Below are 14,733 nucleotides of genomic sequence, written 5' to 3'. Positions count from 1 at the left end.
GATGGAGATGGGGCCACTCAACCCGATTATGCTGGCGCTGTTTCTTGGCGCGCTGGCGCTGCTGCCGATGATGCTCATTATCTGTACCAGCTTTTTGAAAATTACGATGGTGCTGCAATTGACGCGCAACGCGATGGGCGTGCAGCAGGTGCCGCCGACGATGGCGCTCAACGGCATTGCGCTGGCGGCCACGCTATTTATTATGGCGCCGGTATTCAGCGATATGACCGACCGGCTGAAAGCGATCCCTGTCGATTTCAGCAGTATGGAGCGGCTCGAATATACCGTCACTAACGGTATCGAACCGCTGAAAACGTTTATGCATAAAAACACCGATCCGGACATCGTGCTCCATCTGCAGGAAAATGCCCAGCGTATGTGGCCAAAGAAAATGGCGGATTCGGTCACCCCCGACAATATGCTGCTCATTATCCCGGCCTTCGTGCTGTCGGAACTGCAGAACGGTTTCAAAATCGGCTTTCTGATCTTTATTCCTTTTATTGTCGTTGACCTGATTGTCTCGAATATCCTGTTGGCGCTCGGGATGCAGATGGTGTCGCCGATGACCGTTTCGCTGCCATTGAAGATCCTGCTGTTTGTGCTCATCAGCGGCTGGACGCGGTTGTTAGACGGTCTGTTCTACAGCTATTTATGAGGTCATCATGGATATTCTGACACTGTTTCGACAGGGGTTACTGCTGGTGGTGATTCTCTCTGCGCCGCCGCTGCTGGTGGCAGTGATCTCCGGAGTGATTATTTCCCTCGTGCAGGCCGCGATGCAGTTGCAGGATCAGACCCTGCCATTCTGCATCAAGCTTATCGCGGTCGGCCTGACGCTGGCGCTTACCGGGCGCTGGGTCGGTGTTGAGCTGATGGAGCTGGCGCAGGCTGCGTTTGCAATGATGTCAACGGTCAGCTACTGATGCTGACAGGTTACCCACTCACCGATACATTTCATGCCATCCTCGCGCTGGGACTTGGCATGGCGCGCATCTTTCCCTGCCTGTTACTGACACCGATCTTCTCTTTTAGCGTCATAAAAGGGCTACTGCGAACCGCCATTGCTGTGGCGCTGGCGCTGTTTATCACCCCGGGTATCAAAGAACAAATTGATGCGCTTGAGCCGACGATGATGCTGCTGGCCGGACTGGTACTCAAAGAGCTGATGATAGGCACCCTGTTAGGATTGTTGCTGGCGCTGCCTTTCTGGCTGTATGAGTCTGTCGGTGCGTTATTCGATAACCAGCGTGGTGCCTTAATGGGTGGGCAAATTAACCCCCAACTGGGGCCGGATGTGACGCCGCTGGGTAAGTTAATGCAGCAGGTGCTGATATTGCTGCTGGTCACAGGGCTGGGATTATCGACCATCACCCAGGTTATCTGGGACAGCTATCATCTGTGGTCCGCCACCCAGTGGATACCTTTCCCCTCAGAGGCTGGCTTTCACGTCTGGCTTACGCTGTTGGCGAAAATCTTCAGCGATATGGTGCTCTACGCCGGGCCGCCGGTGGCGCTGATGCTGCTGCTCGATTTTGCCATCGGTGTGATGAGTCTCTATAGCCCACAGCTACAGGCGACTGCCCTGACCATTCCGCTGAAATGCCTGCTCGGCATGTTGTTTTTTATCCTCTATCTGCCGCTGCTGGACCATCTGGGTAATGCGCGGTTGTATGAACTCCGCGATCTTATCCCTGTCCTGTCGCAGATATTTGCCCCTTCAGCCGGGAGCGCGCCATGAGCGAAAAAACTGAAGACGCCACACCGCAAAAACTCAGAGAATCGCGCAAAAAAGGCCAGGTCAGCCAGAGCCAGGATATCCCTAAACTGCTTATCTCAATCGGTATCCTTGAGACCCTGTTTGCTCTGGTGGACACCGGGATGCAGCGGCTGCAGGCGATGATGCTGCTGCCGTTAACGCGTCTGCGAGACCCATTCGATCACGCCATGGAGGAAGTGATCAGTGATAGTGTCACCGTCATGCTGGTGCTGGTGGGCATCCCGTGCGCCATTGCCATGCTGCTGCGGGTGGTGGGCGGCTGGGTGCAGTTCGGCCCACTCTTCTCCACCGAAGCGCTGGCACCGAAACTGGATGCGCTTAACCCGTTTAATCACCTGAAAAATATGTTTTCCGCCCGCCAGTTTACCCAGCTTGTGACCAGCATCTTTAAAGCGGTAGTGATCGGCCTGGTGGTATGGCAGGCGATCATGCCGGACCTCGGTGGCCTTGCTCAGCTGGCGCTTGGCGATCTCAATGGTTTCTGGCAGGGAGTGATGGCGCTGTTTATGAAGGTGTCACGTCGGGTGCTGATGGTGATGCTGATAATCAGCCTGTTCGATTTTGGTATTCAGCGCTACTTCTTCCTTAAACAGCAGCGTATGAGTCATGAAGATATCAAAAACGAGTTCAAGCAGAGCGAAGGCGATCCGCACATGAAAGGCCACCGCCGTCAGGTGGCGCAGGAGATCCTGAATGAAGAGCCGGTGCCTGCCCGTGAGATTAACGTGGAAGAGGCGGATGTGTTGCTGGTCAACCCCACCCATTTTGCCGTCGGTCTCTATTACCGCCCGGATGAAACGCCGCTGCCGCGACTGCTGTTTAAGGCTTGCGATGAAGAGGCTCGTGCATTAATTGAAGAGGCGCAGCGTAAAAAGAGACCGGTGATCCGCTTTATCTGGCTGACCCGCACCCTGTGGCGCACCACGCGCGAAGGGGCTTATGTTCCACGCGAAACGTTAAATGCCGTCGCACAGGTCTATCGTCTGCTGCGGGAGCTGGAGGATCACTATCTGGATGAGGTGATTGAGATTCGGGAAGAATAGTGCGGAGTTTAACGCCGCAGTCTCTTATCGGGCCGCAATACTCCCCGACAGTCACAGTCGCACCTCACCTGCCAGCTGAATAAAAGCCAGCATGAAAGCGCTAAAGGTCGCCGGGGTTAAACGGGCAAGCGGTTGCTGATAACAGAGCCGCCTGCGGTCTGCTGCAGGCGGCGGGAAAAACTGACGTAATGGAAGAGTGTTACCGGCACGGGCAGGCGACACAGAGTGCGCCGCACGCAGGCTTCCCAGAAACAGGGGGGAAATGGTGATGTTCGATTCTCGCTCAAATTTGACCCCAGCGATCAGCCGGGGTCTGAGACTGCCGGAACGCGGTCAGTTATCTACCGTTATCCGCGTGAAGTCGTTCGGACTATTACGCAGTTGTGGTTGCCACCAGATGGTCAGGTTATGCAGGTCTGAAGAGGGGCGGCAGCCCACGTCATTACATCCACCCTGCGGCTTCGCGCAGGCACTCAGCATCAGCGCGGCGGCGGTCAGCACGATTATTCTCACTAACATGCTTTTTCCTTATCAGCTCAGTTGAGGTTTTTAGCGGGTGCGCCGCCTGCTGCAGAGAGCAGCGAAGCGCGTGACGGACGTGACGGTGCATTGCCATCAAAGGCGACAAAGACCTCCGCTGATTCACCCGGGCGCAGTTCTCCACGCGGCCAGACCGCTACCGCCAGCGTGCGATCGCTGCGGCACAGACTCTCATCAAAACGCTGCGTCTGGCGGGTACTGTTGGTAATCACCCCAACGGTTATCTGTACGCTGCTGTTGCCGTACCACTGATGGCGGCGGAAATCGCTTCCAAAAGCGCCCGGAATGCGGCACAGGGAGGAAAGCGTCTGGCCCGTGCCACCGCTGGTCATCCCCGCTGGCACGCGGTTGAGCGCAAGGTCTCGCATCGCGCCTTCCACCATCCCTTTGACGTCGGTGTACTTATGACGATTAGTCACCTCATCCATCGCGTTATTCAGCTGTTCGCGCGACTCGGCAGCGATATACCGGGTTGGGTCGACCTGGTCACCAATTAAATGCGGCGTAATAATAAACAGCCGCTCACGCTGGGAGGTTTCATAGCGCGTTGAGGTAAAGAGCTTGCCGATCAGCGGAATACTGCCGAGGATCGGGATGCGTCGCTCGCGGTCGCCCGTCTCTTTGGAATGGAAGCCGCCCAATACCAGCGAGCGCCGTGCTTCCACCAGCGCCTGGGTGCTGACCGCTGCGTTATGGGTTCCCTGCGCATCGCCCTCATCATCTTTATTGAGCTTGCCATCTTCCACATCAACAATGAGCTGGATAGCCGACTTTTGTGAAGTGCTGATAGCGCGTGGCGTCACCCGCAGGCTGGTCCCTGCGGTGACAGACTGAATATCCGCCACCCTCTCCCCAATAGCGCGAATAAAGGCTGTATCGCTGAAATCAATCACCGCGGGCTGATTCTCCAGCGTGAGGATAGTGGGGTTAGCGATAATGGATGCCGTCCCTTCCCCCTCCATCGCCTCGATACTGGCAAAAAATCGCTGAAAATCGGTGACAAACAGTGTGCTGGCACCGGAGAGCATATTGGCGCCGCTGGCGACACTGCCAAACTGACCGGCCAGGTTGCTGGAGAAGCGCTTCAGTGCGCTACGATCGATATCGACAATCACCGCATCGATCTCGATCAGCTTTTGCGGAACATCAATGGAGTTAATTAATGCCTGATAAGCGCTCCGGGTTTTCGGGTCGTCGCGCACCAGCAGCAGGTTGTTGCGGACATCCGCTGAAACTTTACCCGCCAGACTGCTGACAGGTGCCTTTTTACGCGCGGAGACCGGCATATTGCGATTAATCAGCTCGTTTAAAACACTTTGCGACTGTTCACGTGTTACCTGTTCATCCTCTCCCTGGCCTGATGACACTTTTCCGGAAGAGGCGTTGCTGGACTGACCCAGCAGTTCATTCAGTATGGTGGCCACTCCCGGTACCAGTAGCTCCTGATCGCGATAGCGGATGGTGCGATCCGCCACGGCTGCGTAGCGCAACGGGAATGCCATCATATCTTTACTGGCCTCGGCTTCAGGTTTGCTTTCCGATTTACGGGCAAACTCCGTAATCTGGCGCACATACTCCGGCGGGCCGGTCACCAATACCACGCCCTCATCCGGCAGTTCGCCCCAGCCAAAGCGAGGTTCCAGCAGGCCGACACCGCGCAGCGCCTCTTTCAGATCCGGCGCAGCTTCGGGCGAAATCTCAATGCGCTGGGAAGTTTGCGCTGACTGTGGGCTGACGTAGAGCGTGTTGTTGTACACGAACCACTGAAAGCGATACTCAAGCGCCAGGCGATTAAGGAATGCTTCCGGGCTGTCTGCGCGCAGTTTACCGGTGACATTGCTGTCGGCCAGCGTGCCAAGATTGACCTCAACACCAAAGCTGCTGGCAAAATCGTCAAGAATAATGTTAAGCGGGGTATTATCTGCTGAATAGGCATAGGCACCATTCTTCCACTCATCCGGCACACGAGCGTTTGTGATGCCCATACTCAGTAGCAGCAGAGTAACGGCCGCCAGCAGGCGGCCCGGAAAAGAAAACATAAACACGCCTGACTCCTTGCTGACAGGGGCTTAGTTAATAGCGTCGATGATCGCTTTACGGATACCAAATTTGAACTGGGTGTATTGCGAACTTGCCCAGCTGGCGTTGGACATATCCTGCAGGCGATTCTGGAAAGCATACATATCCGCAATACTGAACGATTCGCCCGAAACATCCCGGGCAAACTGATAGGCTTCATGATGTTTGCGGTTTGAGTTAGTAGATAACTGACGCTGTAACAGATCGTTGGAACTCATGATGCTGACTCCTCTTGTTGGGCACCCCTGTTAAGTGGCGCGACAAACGAAGCAGTTCCAATGATTTTGCTTTTTTTATGCACTCTCTTCTGTCAGCGCTGGCGCGATCTGCTGGCACAGCGTTCGCCAGTCAACCATCAGCTCGCCTGCTTCGGTAATAAGCCGCAAGCGATCTGGCTCTAGCACCGGGTCGGCGCACAATGTCCAGCTCAGCTGAGGCTGCGCGACCAGCCAGTCGTTAATCTCCTGCTCCTGCCCGCTGGCGCAATAGAGCGTCGCCTGCTGCTGACGGGGATAGTGACGTAACAACTGTCTGAGCAACGCGTGAAAACGGCGCTCATCATCCACCTCATCAAGCAGTTGTTGCAGTGCCTCGTTCAGAACCTTTCCGGCGAGCAACACCAGTTGCGTCTCTTCGGCTGCGCGCTGTTCGTGCCAGTCCGCCAACAGCGTCTGCGCCTGCTGCCAGAAACGGGCTTCCCATTCACGCTGGCTGGCCGCCCTTTCGGCTTGTGCCTCGGCGCGCGCCTGCTCACGGATCGTTTGCGCCTGCTTATGGGCCAGCTCAATGATGGAAGCTGCTTCAAGCCCGAGCGCAATCTCCTCGCGGCGCAGCACATTACCCGGTGGCACGCTGCCGCCCTGCAGATGCAGGGTTTTAAGTTTCCACATCGCGCGTCTCTCCCGAATGTTGTTGCACCTGCCAGAGCGCCGTTTCCCATAAAGGACGCAGACGATGGCCAGGCAGTGAAAGCGCCGGGCTGACCGGCGCGTCGCTCGCCGGAAAGAGTAGCCGCAGGCGCGGCCAGATAGCCGGAAATAACGCCTGCAACAGACAGAGGCTGTCGGCGCTGTCGCCAGTCGTGAACAGCCCGGCGGGCAGCCAGCACTCAGTGCGCATTCCTTTCGCCAGACGCCGCAACCAGATCTTTAACTCTGCGGGCAGCGGCATGGCTCCGGCGCAGATTTCCGCGACCAGAATCAACAGTTGCGCGCGTTGTTCGCTGCTTAGGTCGCTGATGGCCAGCACCATCGGCTCCGGCGCGACCAGTTCGCCTGACACACCCAGCGTGCGTTGCCAGCACGCGGCATGCTGGCGCAGATAGTGCCTCTGCAAAGGCGCAGATAACCGGGCCAGTGGCTGGATGCGCCAGCTTTCATCAGCCTGTAACCAAAAGTCAGCGTGCCACCAGCGCAACCAGCGCAGGGCAATGTCCTCATCAGGCGCAGCGTTGATCATAATCAATCACTTCGCCTGCGCAGCCTGGCGCTTACGACTCAGTGCCTGACGAATGAATGCATTTGCTACCAGTAACAGCAGCAGCACCCCTAAGAATGTTGTAACTATCTTAATCATCCCGTATCGTTCCGGGCTAAGCTGAAACGGCCCCAGCTGCACCATTTCAATTTTATCCTGCCAGGCTTTCGCCGGAACAAAGACAATCGCCAGGTCGCGATCATCGCGCCCGCCCAGTCCCGGAATGCTGGTCGCCACCAGCCGGCGAATGCGCGGTTCGATACTGTCCGGGTCGAGGTTTTCATGATATTTGATAAATACCGAGGCGGAAGCGGGCTGTACTGGCTCGCCGGGAGCAATACGTTCCGGCAATACGACATGGACACGCGCCACCACGACGCCATCGATTTGAGACAGTGTCGCTTCTACCTCCTGTGACAGCGCATAGATATAGCGGGCGCGCTCCTCCAGCGGACTGGAGATAACCCCACTTTTCTGAAAAACCGCGCCGAGGTTGGTTCGCGCCTGATGGGGCAGTCCGGCGGCATTAAGGATATTCACTGCCCGCTCAATATCACTGCGCGCGACGCTAACGCTGATCCCCTCTTTAGAGACCTGTTTTTCCGCCTCAATCTTAAAGCGGCTCAGTTCTGCCACCACATCGTTGGCATCGTTTTCTGACAGCCCGCTGTGCAACTGGGTCTGGTCACCGCAGCCGGTAAGCAGCAGCGCCAGGCACAGAGCACAGAAGCATTTAATGACAGCGCCATTCATAAGATTCACTGCAGGTTGCTGAGTTTATCGACTGACTGAACGGTTTTGGCGATCACTTTGGCGTTCATCAGACTCTGGATGTAGTAATCAGAGAGCTGCGCATTGGCGCGGGAGAAATCTTCCGCACTGGATGACCGCGAAGCGACTCTGAGATCGTTAAAGGCTTCTTTTTGCGCACGCTGATTGCCGCTCAGCGATTGCAGAATATTGCCGACCACGCCCGGCTCTGAAGAGGTCATCTGGCTGCTGTCGGGTGCTGGGCCATTAAACTTTGCATTAAACCATTGAATATCTTCCGCCGACGGTGCGTCCTGGTACATTTCGACTGACGGAACCGGCTCTGAAGTGAGCAAGGAAGATTGAGAAACTTTCATCAGCAAACTCCTGTGGGAATTGAGAGCAGGGAGACATGAAAAACACCTCCCTGCCGGAGTCGATTAGTACTGAATTTTGACCTGGGCTGCGGCTGACGCGGCCTGCGCATTACTTTCGGCGATGCCGTTAATGCGCTGGAACTCTACATCGCGATCCATTTTATCGGCCTGGTTTTCCTGCATCTTGTCCATTGCCTGTTGCGAACGGACCATATATTTCGCACCACTATAGGCACCCGCAACCTGAGTGTAAGCAGAAGCTGCGTTGGTGATCCCGTTGGAAAGTAAGCTAGCACCTGACATAGTCATTCCTCGCGTTGATGATAGATTGTATTTGGGTGTTGCATTCATTAAGTAATAAATGAAGCTAGCCGGTTCCATCGCAAAGAAAATATTTATGCAGATTAAGCCTTCTGGCCCACGGCAAGAGAGGTGGGCGAAGTATCAGGCGGTAAGTTTTAACAGCTTCAGGCGGTGATAAAGGGTGCGCCTGGGAATCCCTAACTCAAGAATGACATCATCGATACGATTGTCGTGCCGGTTCAGGCAGTCGTGGATCAGACTGCGCTCAATGCGCCGCATTCTGTCTTTTAATAACACGCGCCCTTCCTGCTTTATCTCACAGCACAGCGGCGGTAAGCCCAGGACAAACCGTTCAGCCGCTGCTTTCAGCTCACGGATATTTCCCGGCCAGCTATGCAGCAGCAGGGTTTCATCAAGCGCGAGCGATCCTGCTGGCAGGGGCTGATTCAGACGCAGCGCCGCCTCCTGCGTAAACTGGCGAAACATGGGCAAAATCAGCTCCGGTCGTGATCGAACGGTTGGCGTGGCAATTTTAATGGTGTCGAGGCGAAAGAAGAGATCCCGACGAAAACGCCCCTGAGCCACCAGCTGCGCCAGTGGAATTTGCGAGGCGACCACCACCCGCAAATCCAGTCCGATACTTTTGGTGCTGCCCAGTCGCTCTACCGCGCGGTTTTCCAGTACACGCAGCAGCTTAGCCTGCATCGTGAGCGGCATACTGTCTATTTCATCCAGAAACAGCACGCCGTGGTTAGCACTCTCAATGTATCCGGCGCGGGAACTGCTGGCACCGGTGAACGCCCCGGCCATGACCCCAAACAGCTCGCTTTCGGCAAGTGTCTCCGGGATGGCCGCACAGTTGACCGGCACCATCGGGCCGCGACAGCCGGAAAGTTGATACAGTCGCTGGGCCAGTGCATCTTTCCCGGTCCCCGTTTCTCCCTCGATTAAGACATCTATGTTTAACGGTGCAATCGTATTTAAAATCTTATACAGATGAGCATGGATATCGGTTACGGGCTCCGGGTAAGCTGCCGCCGCATGTGGGCGGGAATCAACCTGATGTAAGACGTTATCCGCACTCTCCTCATCGACAGTCATAGGGTCTGACTGTGTCCTGTAAAGACGAACCATACATTCTCCATTAGCTTCGCATAAGCGCGCCTTACATGGGACACGCTGCTCGTTCAGCACTTGTGGATGTTCTGGAAGCAGAGCCTGATGCAAAGAATTACAAATTTACTGCGGCCTCACTCTCACCCAATCAGGTCATCCCCGCTATCAGTCCAGGATTATTATCTTGTAGGGATAGACGCTCAGCCGGTAAGGATTACCCTACACGACTCAAATAAAAACCTTATAAAACAGACAAATAATTTATAAATGGCGATGCTGCTGAATTTTTATAAATCTGAATCTGCATCACAAAGGGAATATTTTTAGTGGAACCATCCCGGAACAACTGCCACTCACAGTGCGAGGTAGCATCAGCCTGAACGGTAAAATTGTGCAATCGTCAGTAATCAGGATTGCAAAATGTTACCGCTGCTGCTGCCCAATCAATCGCTGACTTATTAACTCTGAGGAATAAATTCATGAAGATTCCAGGATTTGGTGGTGGAGCTGCAAACGCGAACAAAATTGATATGCCTGCGGCAAATATGCCAGGCAAAACGGGGGGCAGTCCGTCAGGTAAACCAGACTTACCCGATCAACCCGGGAAATCGTCGTTACCTTTTCTCAGTAATGCGAAAACAGGCCCGCTCAATTTTGCCAGTAACGCCTTTGACGGCCTGAGCACGCTGGCTTCGCTGACCGGTTCAGGCGGAAGTCAGAAAAACGGCCCGTCACACGGTGCAAACTCGCCTGACATCCCGTCGGGCGGTGGCTTACTGCAGCAGATTATGATGCTGACCGGTCTGCAACAGTTGTTGGGTGGCGGTAATAAGGCGCAGCAGCCGGAACAACCGGGTACGTCTGCGCCTTCACAGGGCACGAATCACAGCGGCAATCCGCTTGAGCAGCTGATGCAGATGCTTCAGCAACTACTGCAGCAGATGATGGGGATCGACAAAGGTAAAGGGTCAGACAGCGGAGAATCTGGCGGAAATGCACCGCAGGCCCCGGCTCAGGGAGCGACTGACAATGGCGGACAACAGGGCGGAATGATGCAAAACCTGCTGTCCCTGTTAGGGCTTTCTTCATTGTTGCAGGGGCTTTTGGGCGGCGGTGAGGGCCAGTCTTCCCAGAAAAATCCGCAAAGCTAATTCAGGGGGCTTGTATGGTTATGCCAATACCTGGCGGGGGGGGAATGACCCCCGCTTTTTCACCCGGCAGGCCACTGCCGGGTAAACTGCCATTATCGACTCCCCTGCCCGGCTCTGCGCTGTCGGGGCCGGGCAGCGATCTCCCCATCAGCTACTCCGGTGGGAGCGGAACGCCGCTGGCGGGCCTGACCGATCCGATCCAGCAGCTTGATCAGCTGTTAACGCAGGCTGGATTAGGGGCGCTTGTCGATCCGACGACCGCTGAAGAAGGGACGATGCCCACGGCGTTATTTGCCAGCGAAACAGCCGGTGAAGAGGCTCCTCAGGCATCGGGCGATGGCGTGCGAACCAGTGAGAAGGATATCAGCGTCAGGCCGACGGAGGAGAATCTGAAGGGTCGTCCACCGGGTGATAACCGCAGCGCCGAACAGATCATTGATGAAAACCCGGTGCTGAAAAACCTTGGTAACCAGAAAGATATCAAGCAGGCGGAGCTAAAAGAGCGCTTCGGCGACTGGACGGATGCCAATAAAGATCCGAAGAGTCGTGCGGATGCGGCCTATAACATGGCCTGCGTGTTAAACAGCATAAAAGGCCTGAATGCGCGCGATGGCAGCGAGCGAAAGGAGATCTCAGCTAACGATAAAATAGAGGGCATCACCAAAGATGGTGACGCGCGCCACGGCACCGAGGCGGGTGTGCTGAAGGATATCGCTGAGCAGGGTCTGAAGATGCTGCCGGAGAATAAACAGCTGCCGGAGACCAATGATACCCACGTTCGTAAGGATGGGACCAATAAAGACAACTTCCAGTGGGGTATGGGTGAGTTCGGCAAAATATTGTCGAACATTCCTATTCTCAAATCTGTTGCTGCGCCTTTCTTTAACAATATTGGCGAGGCCCGCAATCTGGGCGAAGTCTTTACTGGTGGCCTGAAAGGACTGGCCGAGGGTGGGATGAGCGTGGCGCGTGGGCCGATTGGCTGGGGCATCACGGCAGCGACCGATACCGTGCAGATTGCGGTGGAGAACAGCGGAGGGAAAGGCAAGAACGAACCGCCGCCGTTTGCCTGATTTTGACACTGCTCCTGTTTGTCCCTGTACCCGGTACAGGGACTTTTTTTTGCCCGTTATGCAGGCAACGTGCCTTTGCCGCTAGAGATAATGTCGGCAAAGTTGAGAACTTTGTCGACATAGGTCGGATCGCCGGTTCCGGTTTTCGAGATATCCGTCAGATCGTTGACATTCACATTCCCCGGCCCTGAGTTATAGCCTCGCAGCCCGGCACCGAGATCGCCCCCAAAAGTCTCCCGCTGCTCTTTCAGATAAAGTGCGCCAGCCATGATGCTGTCTTCAGGGCTGGATGGGCTGGCATCTGGCCCCAGCAGCTGCGGGTATCGGCTTTGCAGATCGGCGAAGGTGTTGGAATTAACCTGCATCAGGCCGCTGTCGGCAAGACCATTACCGCCGTTAACGGTGGTCACCTCTGTTTTTCCGCGTGACTCCTGCCAGATTTGCCCTGCCAGCACTTCAGGTGGCTGGTTAGACGCTTTGGCGGCACGCATTATCGCCTGCTCATGATCCAGTAACGGGGCGGGTAAATGTAACCCCGACTCGCCTTTTATCAGCGGGACGCCGCCAGATGCTGGCGTCTGCCGGGCAGGCGTATTCAGTGCAGCATCGGAAGCCGTATCCGGCTGTGGCAGGATACTGGCCGGAAGCGGTTGCTGCGCAGAAGCGGCATCGGTCGGGTTCACAGGCTGCTGCATGGCACCGTTAAACGGTGCGGTGAGCGAAGTCCCCTCTGCTGCTGAGGCGTCCGGCATAGTGGTACCGCCACTCCCGGCTCCGGCGCTGTTATTTTGCTGCTGACCAGAGAAGAGCTGTTGCAGCATGAATAAGAGTTGCAGCAATGCCTCTATTTGCGTCCCCGGTTGCTGCATCTGCATCGGATCCCGGTTGCTCACACTGTCGGACGTGGCGGTGAGGCTACTGAAATCCGTGCCGCTCATGGCATCATTGCCAAAGTTAATCGCCTGGCCACTGCCGCCAGAATCTGGCGGGCTAAAAGAGGCTAAATTTTTTTCATCGAGCGCACTAAAATCAGGCATTTGCGGCTGTATCAGCCCGAAAGCCGAACCTGACGAGATATTCATCCTTCTCTCCTCTCAACAAAGCATCATCGTTAGCGCCAGCCAGACTGACGCCTCTCTCCCGCTATGACCGGGGTACGATTGAGTGGAAAGCGCGAGGCGGGAGTTCCGGGCGGCGCGTGAGACAAAGCAAATTCAGGCGTAAAAAAAGCCGCATCGCTGCGGCTTTTAAGGTGTGGTATCAGGAGGCTTTTTTCGTTTCTTCAGGTTCTGGCGATCCTGCTGGTCCTCCGGCTTCTGAGGACGCGGATGACCCTGAGACAACTGATGATGCAGAGGATGTCGGTAAAGAGTCCGGCAGCGGTATCATCTCGGCAATGCGCTCGCTCATCTTCTCTGCTTCAGCTTCCAGAACTGCGATGATGGCTTCATAGTCAGCCTGGGTTAACTTCTCAGGCTGTGGGCTTTTGATCTTCGCCAGGTCCGGGAACGACTGCCACCATGCAGAAGTATCACCCGCGGCGCGCATCTCTGATGAACGCTCAGGCGGGGTATTACGTAATGGGCCGGAGTTATGCGAACGCACGCTGTCGCTGTCCGATTCACCTTCTTCTGTCGGCCCTTTCGTGCGGGTACCGGTGCTGGGTGCTGGCGTACCGGCAGGCGTTCTCGCCTCAGTACCCACACTCGGCGCTGGCGTGCCGGCAGGTGTTCTCGCCTCGGTACCCACACTCGGCGCTGGCGTGCCGGCGGGCGTTCTCGCCTCGGTACCCACACTCGGCGCTGGCGTGCCGGCAGGTGTTCGCGCCGCAGTACCTACGCTGGGTGCTGGCGAGCCTTCAGGTGTTCTCGTCCCCGAACTTACCGGCGCTCCCTCTTCTGTCGTGTCGGCGGCCTTCGGGCGCAGCTTGTTTGCCACTGCCCGCTCAGCCTCCTGATAAAGAAGACCGAACACGCCCTGTTGCAGGTAAGAATAGGCGTTTGGCACCAGGGCCGCCGCATTGCCAACACCTTCGCGGGAAACGCGGAAGCCGGATTTGTTCGCCAGATCCAAAGCGGTCTCTGCCGCACTCGTCTTGCCGGAGGTGAACAGCTTCTCTGCACCACCTTTCGTCACACGTGCCGCCCCCGCTCCGATGCCCAAACCGAGCGCTTCCATCGTCTCCGAGGCCACCGCACTTAATGCACTCAGTGTTGTAACGCCTTCAACCCAGCGTTTTGGCGCTTTAGCGTGCGCCCACACCGCATCGAAGTGGCTCCCCTCGCCACTATTCGTGCGCCCGTTGGACAGCGCCTTATAACGATCCTTCCAGTCGTTACGGCCAAATAAAAATTCCGCGCCGTGCAGGTTGTCGTAGTAGTTTTCCACGACTCCACTCAATGCACCGGCAGCGGAAGTCAGGCCAAAACCTGCAATCTGGTTAATGGCATAACCCGGCTTGAGCGCACCTTGTATGATCCCCATCGGTTCTGGCCGCGGCTTATTTTCGGGTAATAGCTGGGTTGCACTGGAAATTCCACCCGTCACCGGGTTGCGGACGTTAAAACCCGTCCCCCCCAGCGCCGTCATTTTTAATTTATGCCCAAATGTCTCGCGTTTTTCTGCCTCTTTTTTCATAAGAGGCCCCAGCGCATCCATGTCTGCCTGCATCCATCTCGAATCCTGGATGCTGCTACCGATAACCCGCGTGAGCACCGCTTTAAAAGCCACTGCGGTCATCCCCCCCGCTACGCCAGCGACAAAATTGTGCATGGGCGTGCCCGGCTCAAGCTTCATTGCGCTGGCTATCCCCTTGCCGACCAGATCGCCAGGTACGCCGGAAAGGGCATAGGTCATTCCAATCGCTCCCTTCGCCTTAGCCATGATCATCGTGTCGCAGCTGTGAGCCAATTTGATGACATCTTTTACCTGATCGTCCGTCTGGTGCAATTCATCGTGCAGGGTGACAGCGATTTTTGCCAGGTAATCATGCACGTCCGGTCCGCCTTTACACGCGTTCTGCAGAGTAGCTGTAATACGGCTAATCTC

General features: G+C 55.9%; 18 protein-coding genes. 6 read left to right on the top strand and 12 right to left on the bottom strand.

Annotated elements, in window-relative coordinates; all coding sequences use genetic code 11:
* The first annotated feature begins 1 nt into the window (after position 1).
* The 4 genes from sctR to sctU are packed head-to-tail and all read left to right on the top strand — an operon-like array spanning position 2 to position 2,820.
* Complete coding sequence (sctR, locus tag ACN1CO_RS04260; protein ID WP_419137944.1) at positions 2 to 655, top strand: type III secretion system export apparatus subunit SctR; 654 nt, start codon at positions 2 to 4, stop codon at positions 653 to 655.
* Positions 656 to 662: 7 nt separating this feature from the next.
* Positions 663 to 923, top strand: a complete 261-nt coding sequence (gene sctS / locus ACN1CO_RS04255; RefSeq protein ID WP_419137942.1) for a type III secretion system export apparatus subunit SctS — start codon at positions 663 to 665, stop codon at positions 921 to 923.
* The gene (gene sctT / locus ACN1CO_RS04250; RefSeq protein ID WP_419137940.1) at positions 923 to 1,738 is read left to right on the top strand and encodes a type III secretion system export apparatus subunit SctT; all 816 of its coding nucleotides are present in this window, start codon (positions 923 to 925) and stop codon (positions 1,736 to 1,738) included. Before sctS ends, sctT begins: the two co-directional genes overlap by 1 nt.
* Positions 1,735 to 2,820, top strand: a complete 1,086-nt coding sequence (sctU, locus tag ACN1CO_RS04245) for a type III secretion system export apparatus subunit SctU (RefSeq protein ID WP_419137938.1) — start codon at positions 1,735 to 1,737, stop codon at positions 2,818 to 2,820. The genes sctT and sctU overlap by 4 nt, the downstream gene beginning before the upstream one ends.
* 51 nt (positions 2,821 to 2,871) lie before the next feature.
* On the opposite strand, the gene ACN1CO_RS04240 is transcribed toward sctU, so the two are convergent.
* From ACN1CO_RS04240 to ACN1CO_RS04195, 10 genes are all read right to left on the bottom strand, one after another.
* Positions 2,872 to 3,042, bottom strand: coding sequence for a hypothetical protein (locus ACN1CO_RS04240; RefSeq protein ID WP_419137936.1), 171 nt, complete (start codon positions 3,040 to 3,042; stop codon positions 2,872 to 2,874).
* A 111-nt stretch (positions 3,043 to 3,153) separates the two neighbouring features.
* Positions 3,154 to 3,339, bottom strand: coding sequence for an HrpT family type III secretion system protein (gene hrpT / locus ACN1CO_RS04235; RefSeq protein WP_419137934.1), 186 nt, complete (start codon positions 3,337 to 3,339; stop codon positions 3,154 to 3,156).
* Between the two features lie 17 nt (positions 3,340 to 3,356).
* The gene (gene sctC, locus ACN1CO_RS04230) at positions 3,357 to 5,405 is read right to left on the bottom strand and encodes a type III secretion system outer membrane ring subunit SctC (protein WP_419137932.1); all 2,049 of its coding nucleotides are present in this window, start codon (positions 5,403 to 5,405) and stop codon (positions 3,357 to 3,359) included.
* Between the two features lie 24 nt (positions 5,406 to 5,429).
* The gene (locus ACN1CO_RS04225) at positions 5,430 to 5,657 is read right to left on the bottom strand and encodes an HrpF protein (RefSeq protein WP_419137930.1); all 228 of its coding nucleotides are present in this window, start codon (positions 5,655 to 5,657) and stop codon (positions 5,430 to 5,432) included.
* Positions 5,658 to 5,732: 75 nt separating this feature from the next.
* Complete coding sequence (gene sctL, locus ACN1CO_RS04220; protein ID WP_419137928.1) at positions 5,733 to 6,329, bottom strand: type III secretion system stator protein SctL; 597 nt, start codon at positions 6,327 to 6,329, stop codon at positions 5,733 to 5,735.
* On the bottom strand, positions 6,316 to 6,897 hold the full coding sequence (locus tag ACN1CO_RS04215) for a serine kinase (RefSeq protein WP_419138970.1): 582 nt from the start codon (positions 6,895 to 6,897) through the stop codon (positions 6,316 to 6,318). Before ACN1CO_RS04215 ends, sctL begins: the two co-directional genes overlap by 14 nt.
* Positions 6,898 to 6,903: 6 nt before the next feature.
* Positions 6,904 to 7,668, bottom strand: a complete 765-nt coding sequence (sctJ, locus tag ACN1CO_RS04210; RefSeq protein WP_419137926.1) for a type III secretion system inner membrane ring lipoprotein SctJ — start codon at positions 7,666 to 7,668, stop codon at positions 6,904 to 6,906.
* 5 nt (positions 7,669 to 7,673) lie between these two features.
* Positions 7,674 to 8,042, bottom strand: a complete 369-nt coding sequence (locus ACN1CO_RS04205; protein WP_419137924.1) for an EscI/YscI/HrpB family type III secretion system inner rod protein — start codon at positions 8,040 to 8,042, stop codon at positions 7,674 to 7,676.
* A gap of 63 nt (positions 8,043 to 8,105) precedes the next feature.
* Positions 8,106 to 8,345 (bottom strand): hypothetical protein, encoded by a 240-nt coding sequence (locus ACN1CO_RS04200; RefSeq protein WP_058956631.1) that lies wholly within the window; start codon positions 8,343 to 8,345, stop codon positions 8,106 to 8,108.
* A gap of 141 nt (positions 8,346 to 8,486) precedes the next feature.
* Positions 8,487 to 9,479 carry a sigma 54-interacting transcriptional regulator gene (locus tag ACN1CO_RS04195; protein ID WP_419137921.1) on the bottom strand — a complete coding sequence of 331 codons (993 nt, stop codon included), beginning with the start codon at positions 9,477 to 9,479 and terminating at the stop codon, positions 8,487 to 8,489.
* A 461-nt stretch (positions 9,480 to 9,940) separates the two neighbouring features.
* On the opposite strand from ACN1CO_RS04195, the gene ACN1CO_RS04190 reads away from it, so the two are divergent.
* Together ACN1CO_RS04190 and ACN1CO_RS04185 are read left to right on the top strand one after the other, a co-directional pair.
* Positions 9,941 to 10,612, top strand: coding sequence for a hypothetical protein (locus ACN1CO_RS04190; protein WP_419137919.1), 672 nt, complete (start codon positions 9,941 to 9,943; stop codon positions 10,610 to 10,612).
* Between the two features lie 44 nt (positions 10,613 to 10,656).
* The gene (locus tag ACN1CO_RS04185; protein WP_419137917.1) at positions 10,657 to 11,685 is read left to right on the top strand and encodes a hypothetical protein; all 1,029 of its coding nucleotides are present in this window, start codon (positions 10,657 to 10,659) and stop codon (positions 11,683 to 11,685) included.
* Positions 11,686 to 11,741: 56 nt separating this feature from the next.
* On the opposite strand, the gene ACN1CO_RS04180 is transcribed toward ACN1CO_RS04185, so the two are convergent.
* Both ACN1CO_RS04180 and ACN1CO_RS04175 read right to left on the bottom strand, forming a co-directional pair.
* The gene (locus ACN1CO_RS04180; protein WP_419137915.1) at positions 11,742 to 12,767 is read right to left on the bottom strand and encodes a transglycosylase SLT domain-containing protein; all 1,026 of its coding nucleotides are present in this window, start codon (positions 12,765 to 12,767) and stop codon (positions 11,742 to 11,744) included.
* A gap of 178 nt (positions 12,768 to 12,945) precedes the next feature.
* Positions 12,946 to 14,679 (bottom strand): hypothetical protein, encoded by a 1,734-nt coding sequence (locus ACN1CO_RS04175; RefSeq protein ID WP_419137913.1) that lies wholly within the window; start codon positions 14,677 to 14,679, stop codon positions 12,946 to 12,948.
* Between the last annotated feature and the right edge of the window lie 54 nt (positions 14,680 to 14,733).

Source organism: Pantoea sp. R13S299 (assembly GCF_048515925.1).
Classification (GTDB): domain Bacteria; phylum Pseudomonadota; class Gammaproteobacteria; order Enterobacterales; family Enterobacteriaceae; genus Pantoea.
Note: the sequence above shows the minus strand (reverse complement) of the source record. Positions and strands in the feature narration are given on the sequence as shown.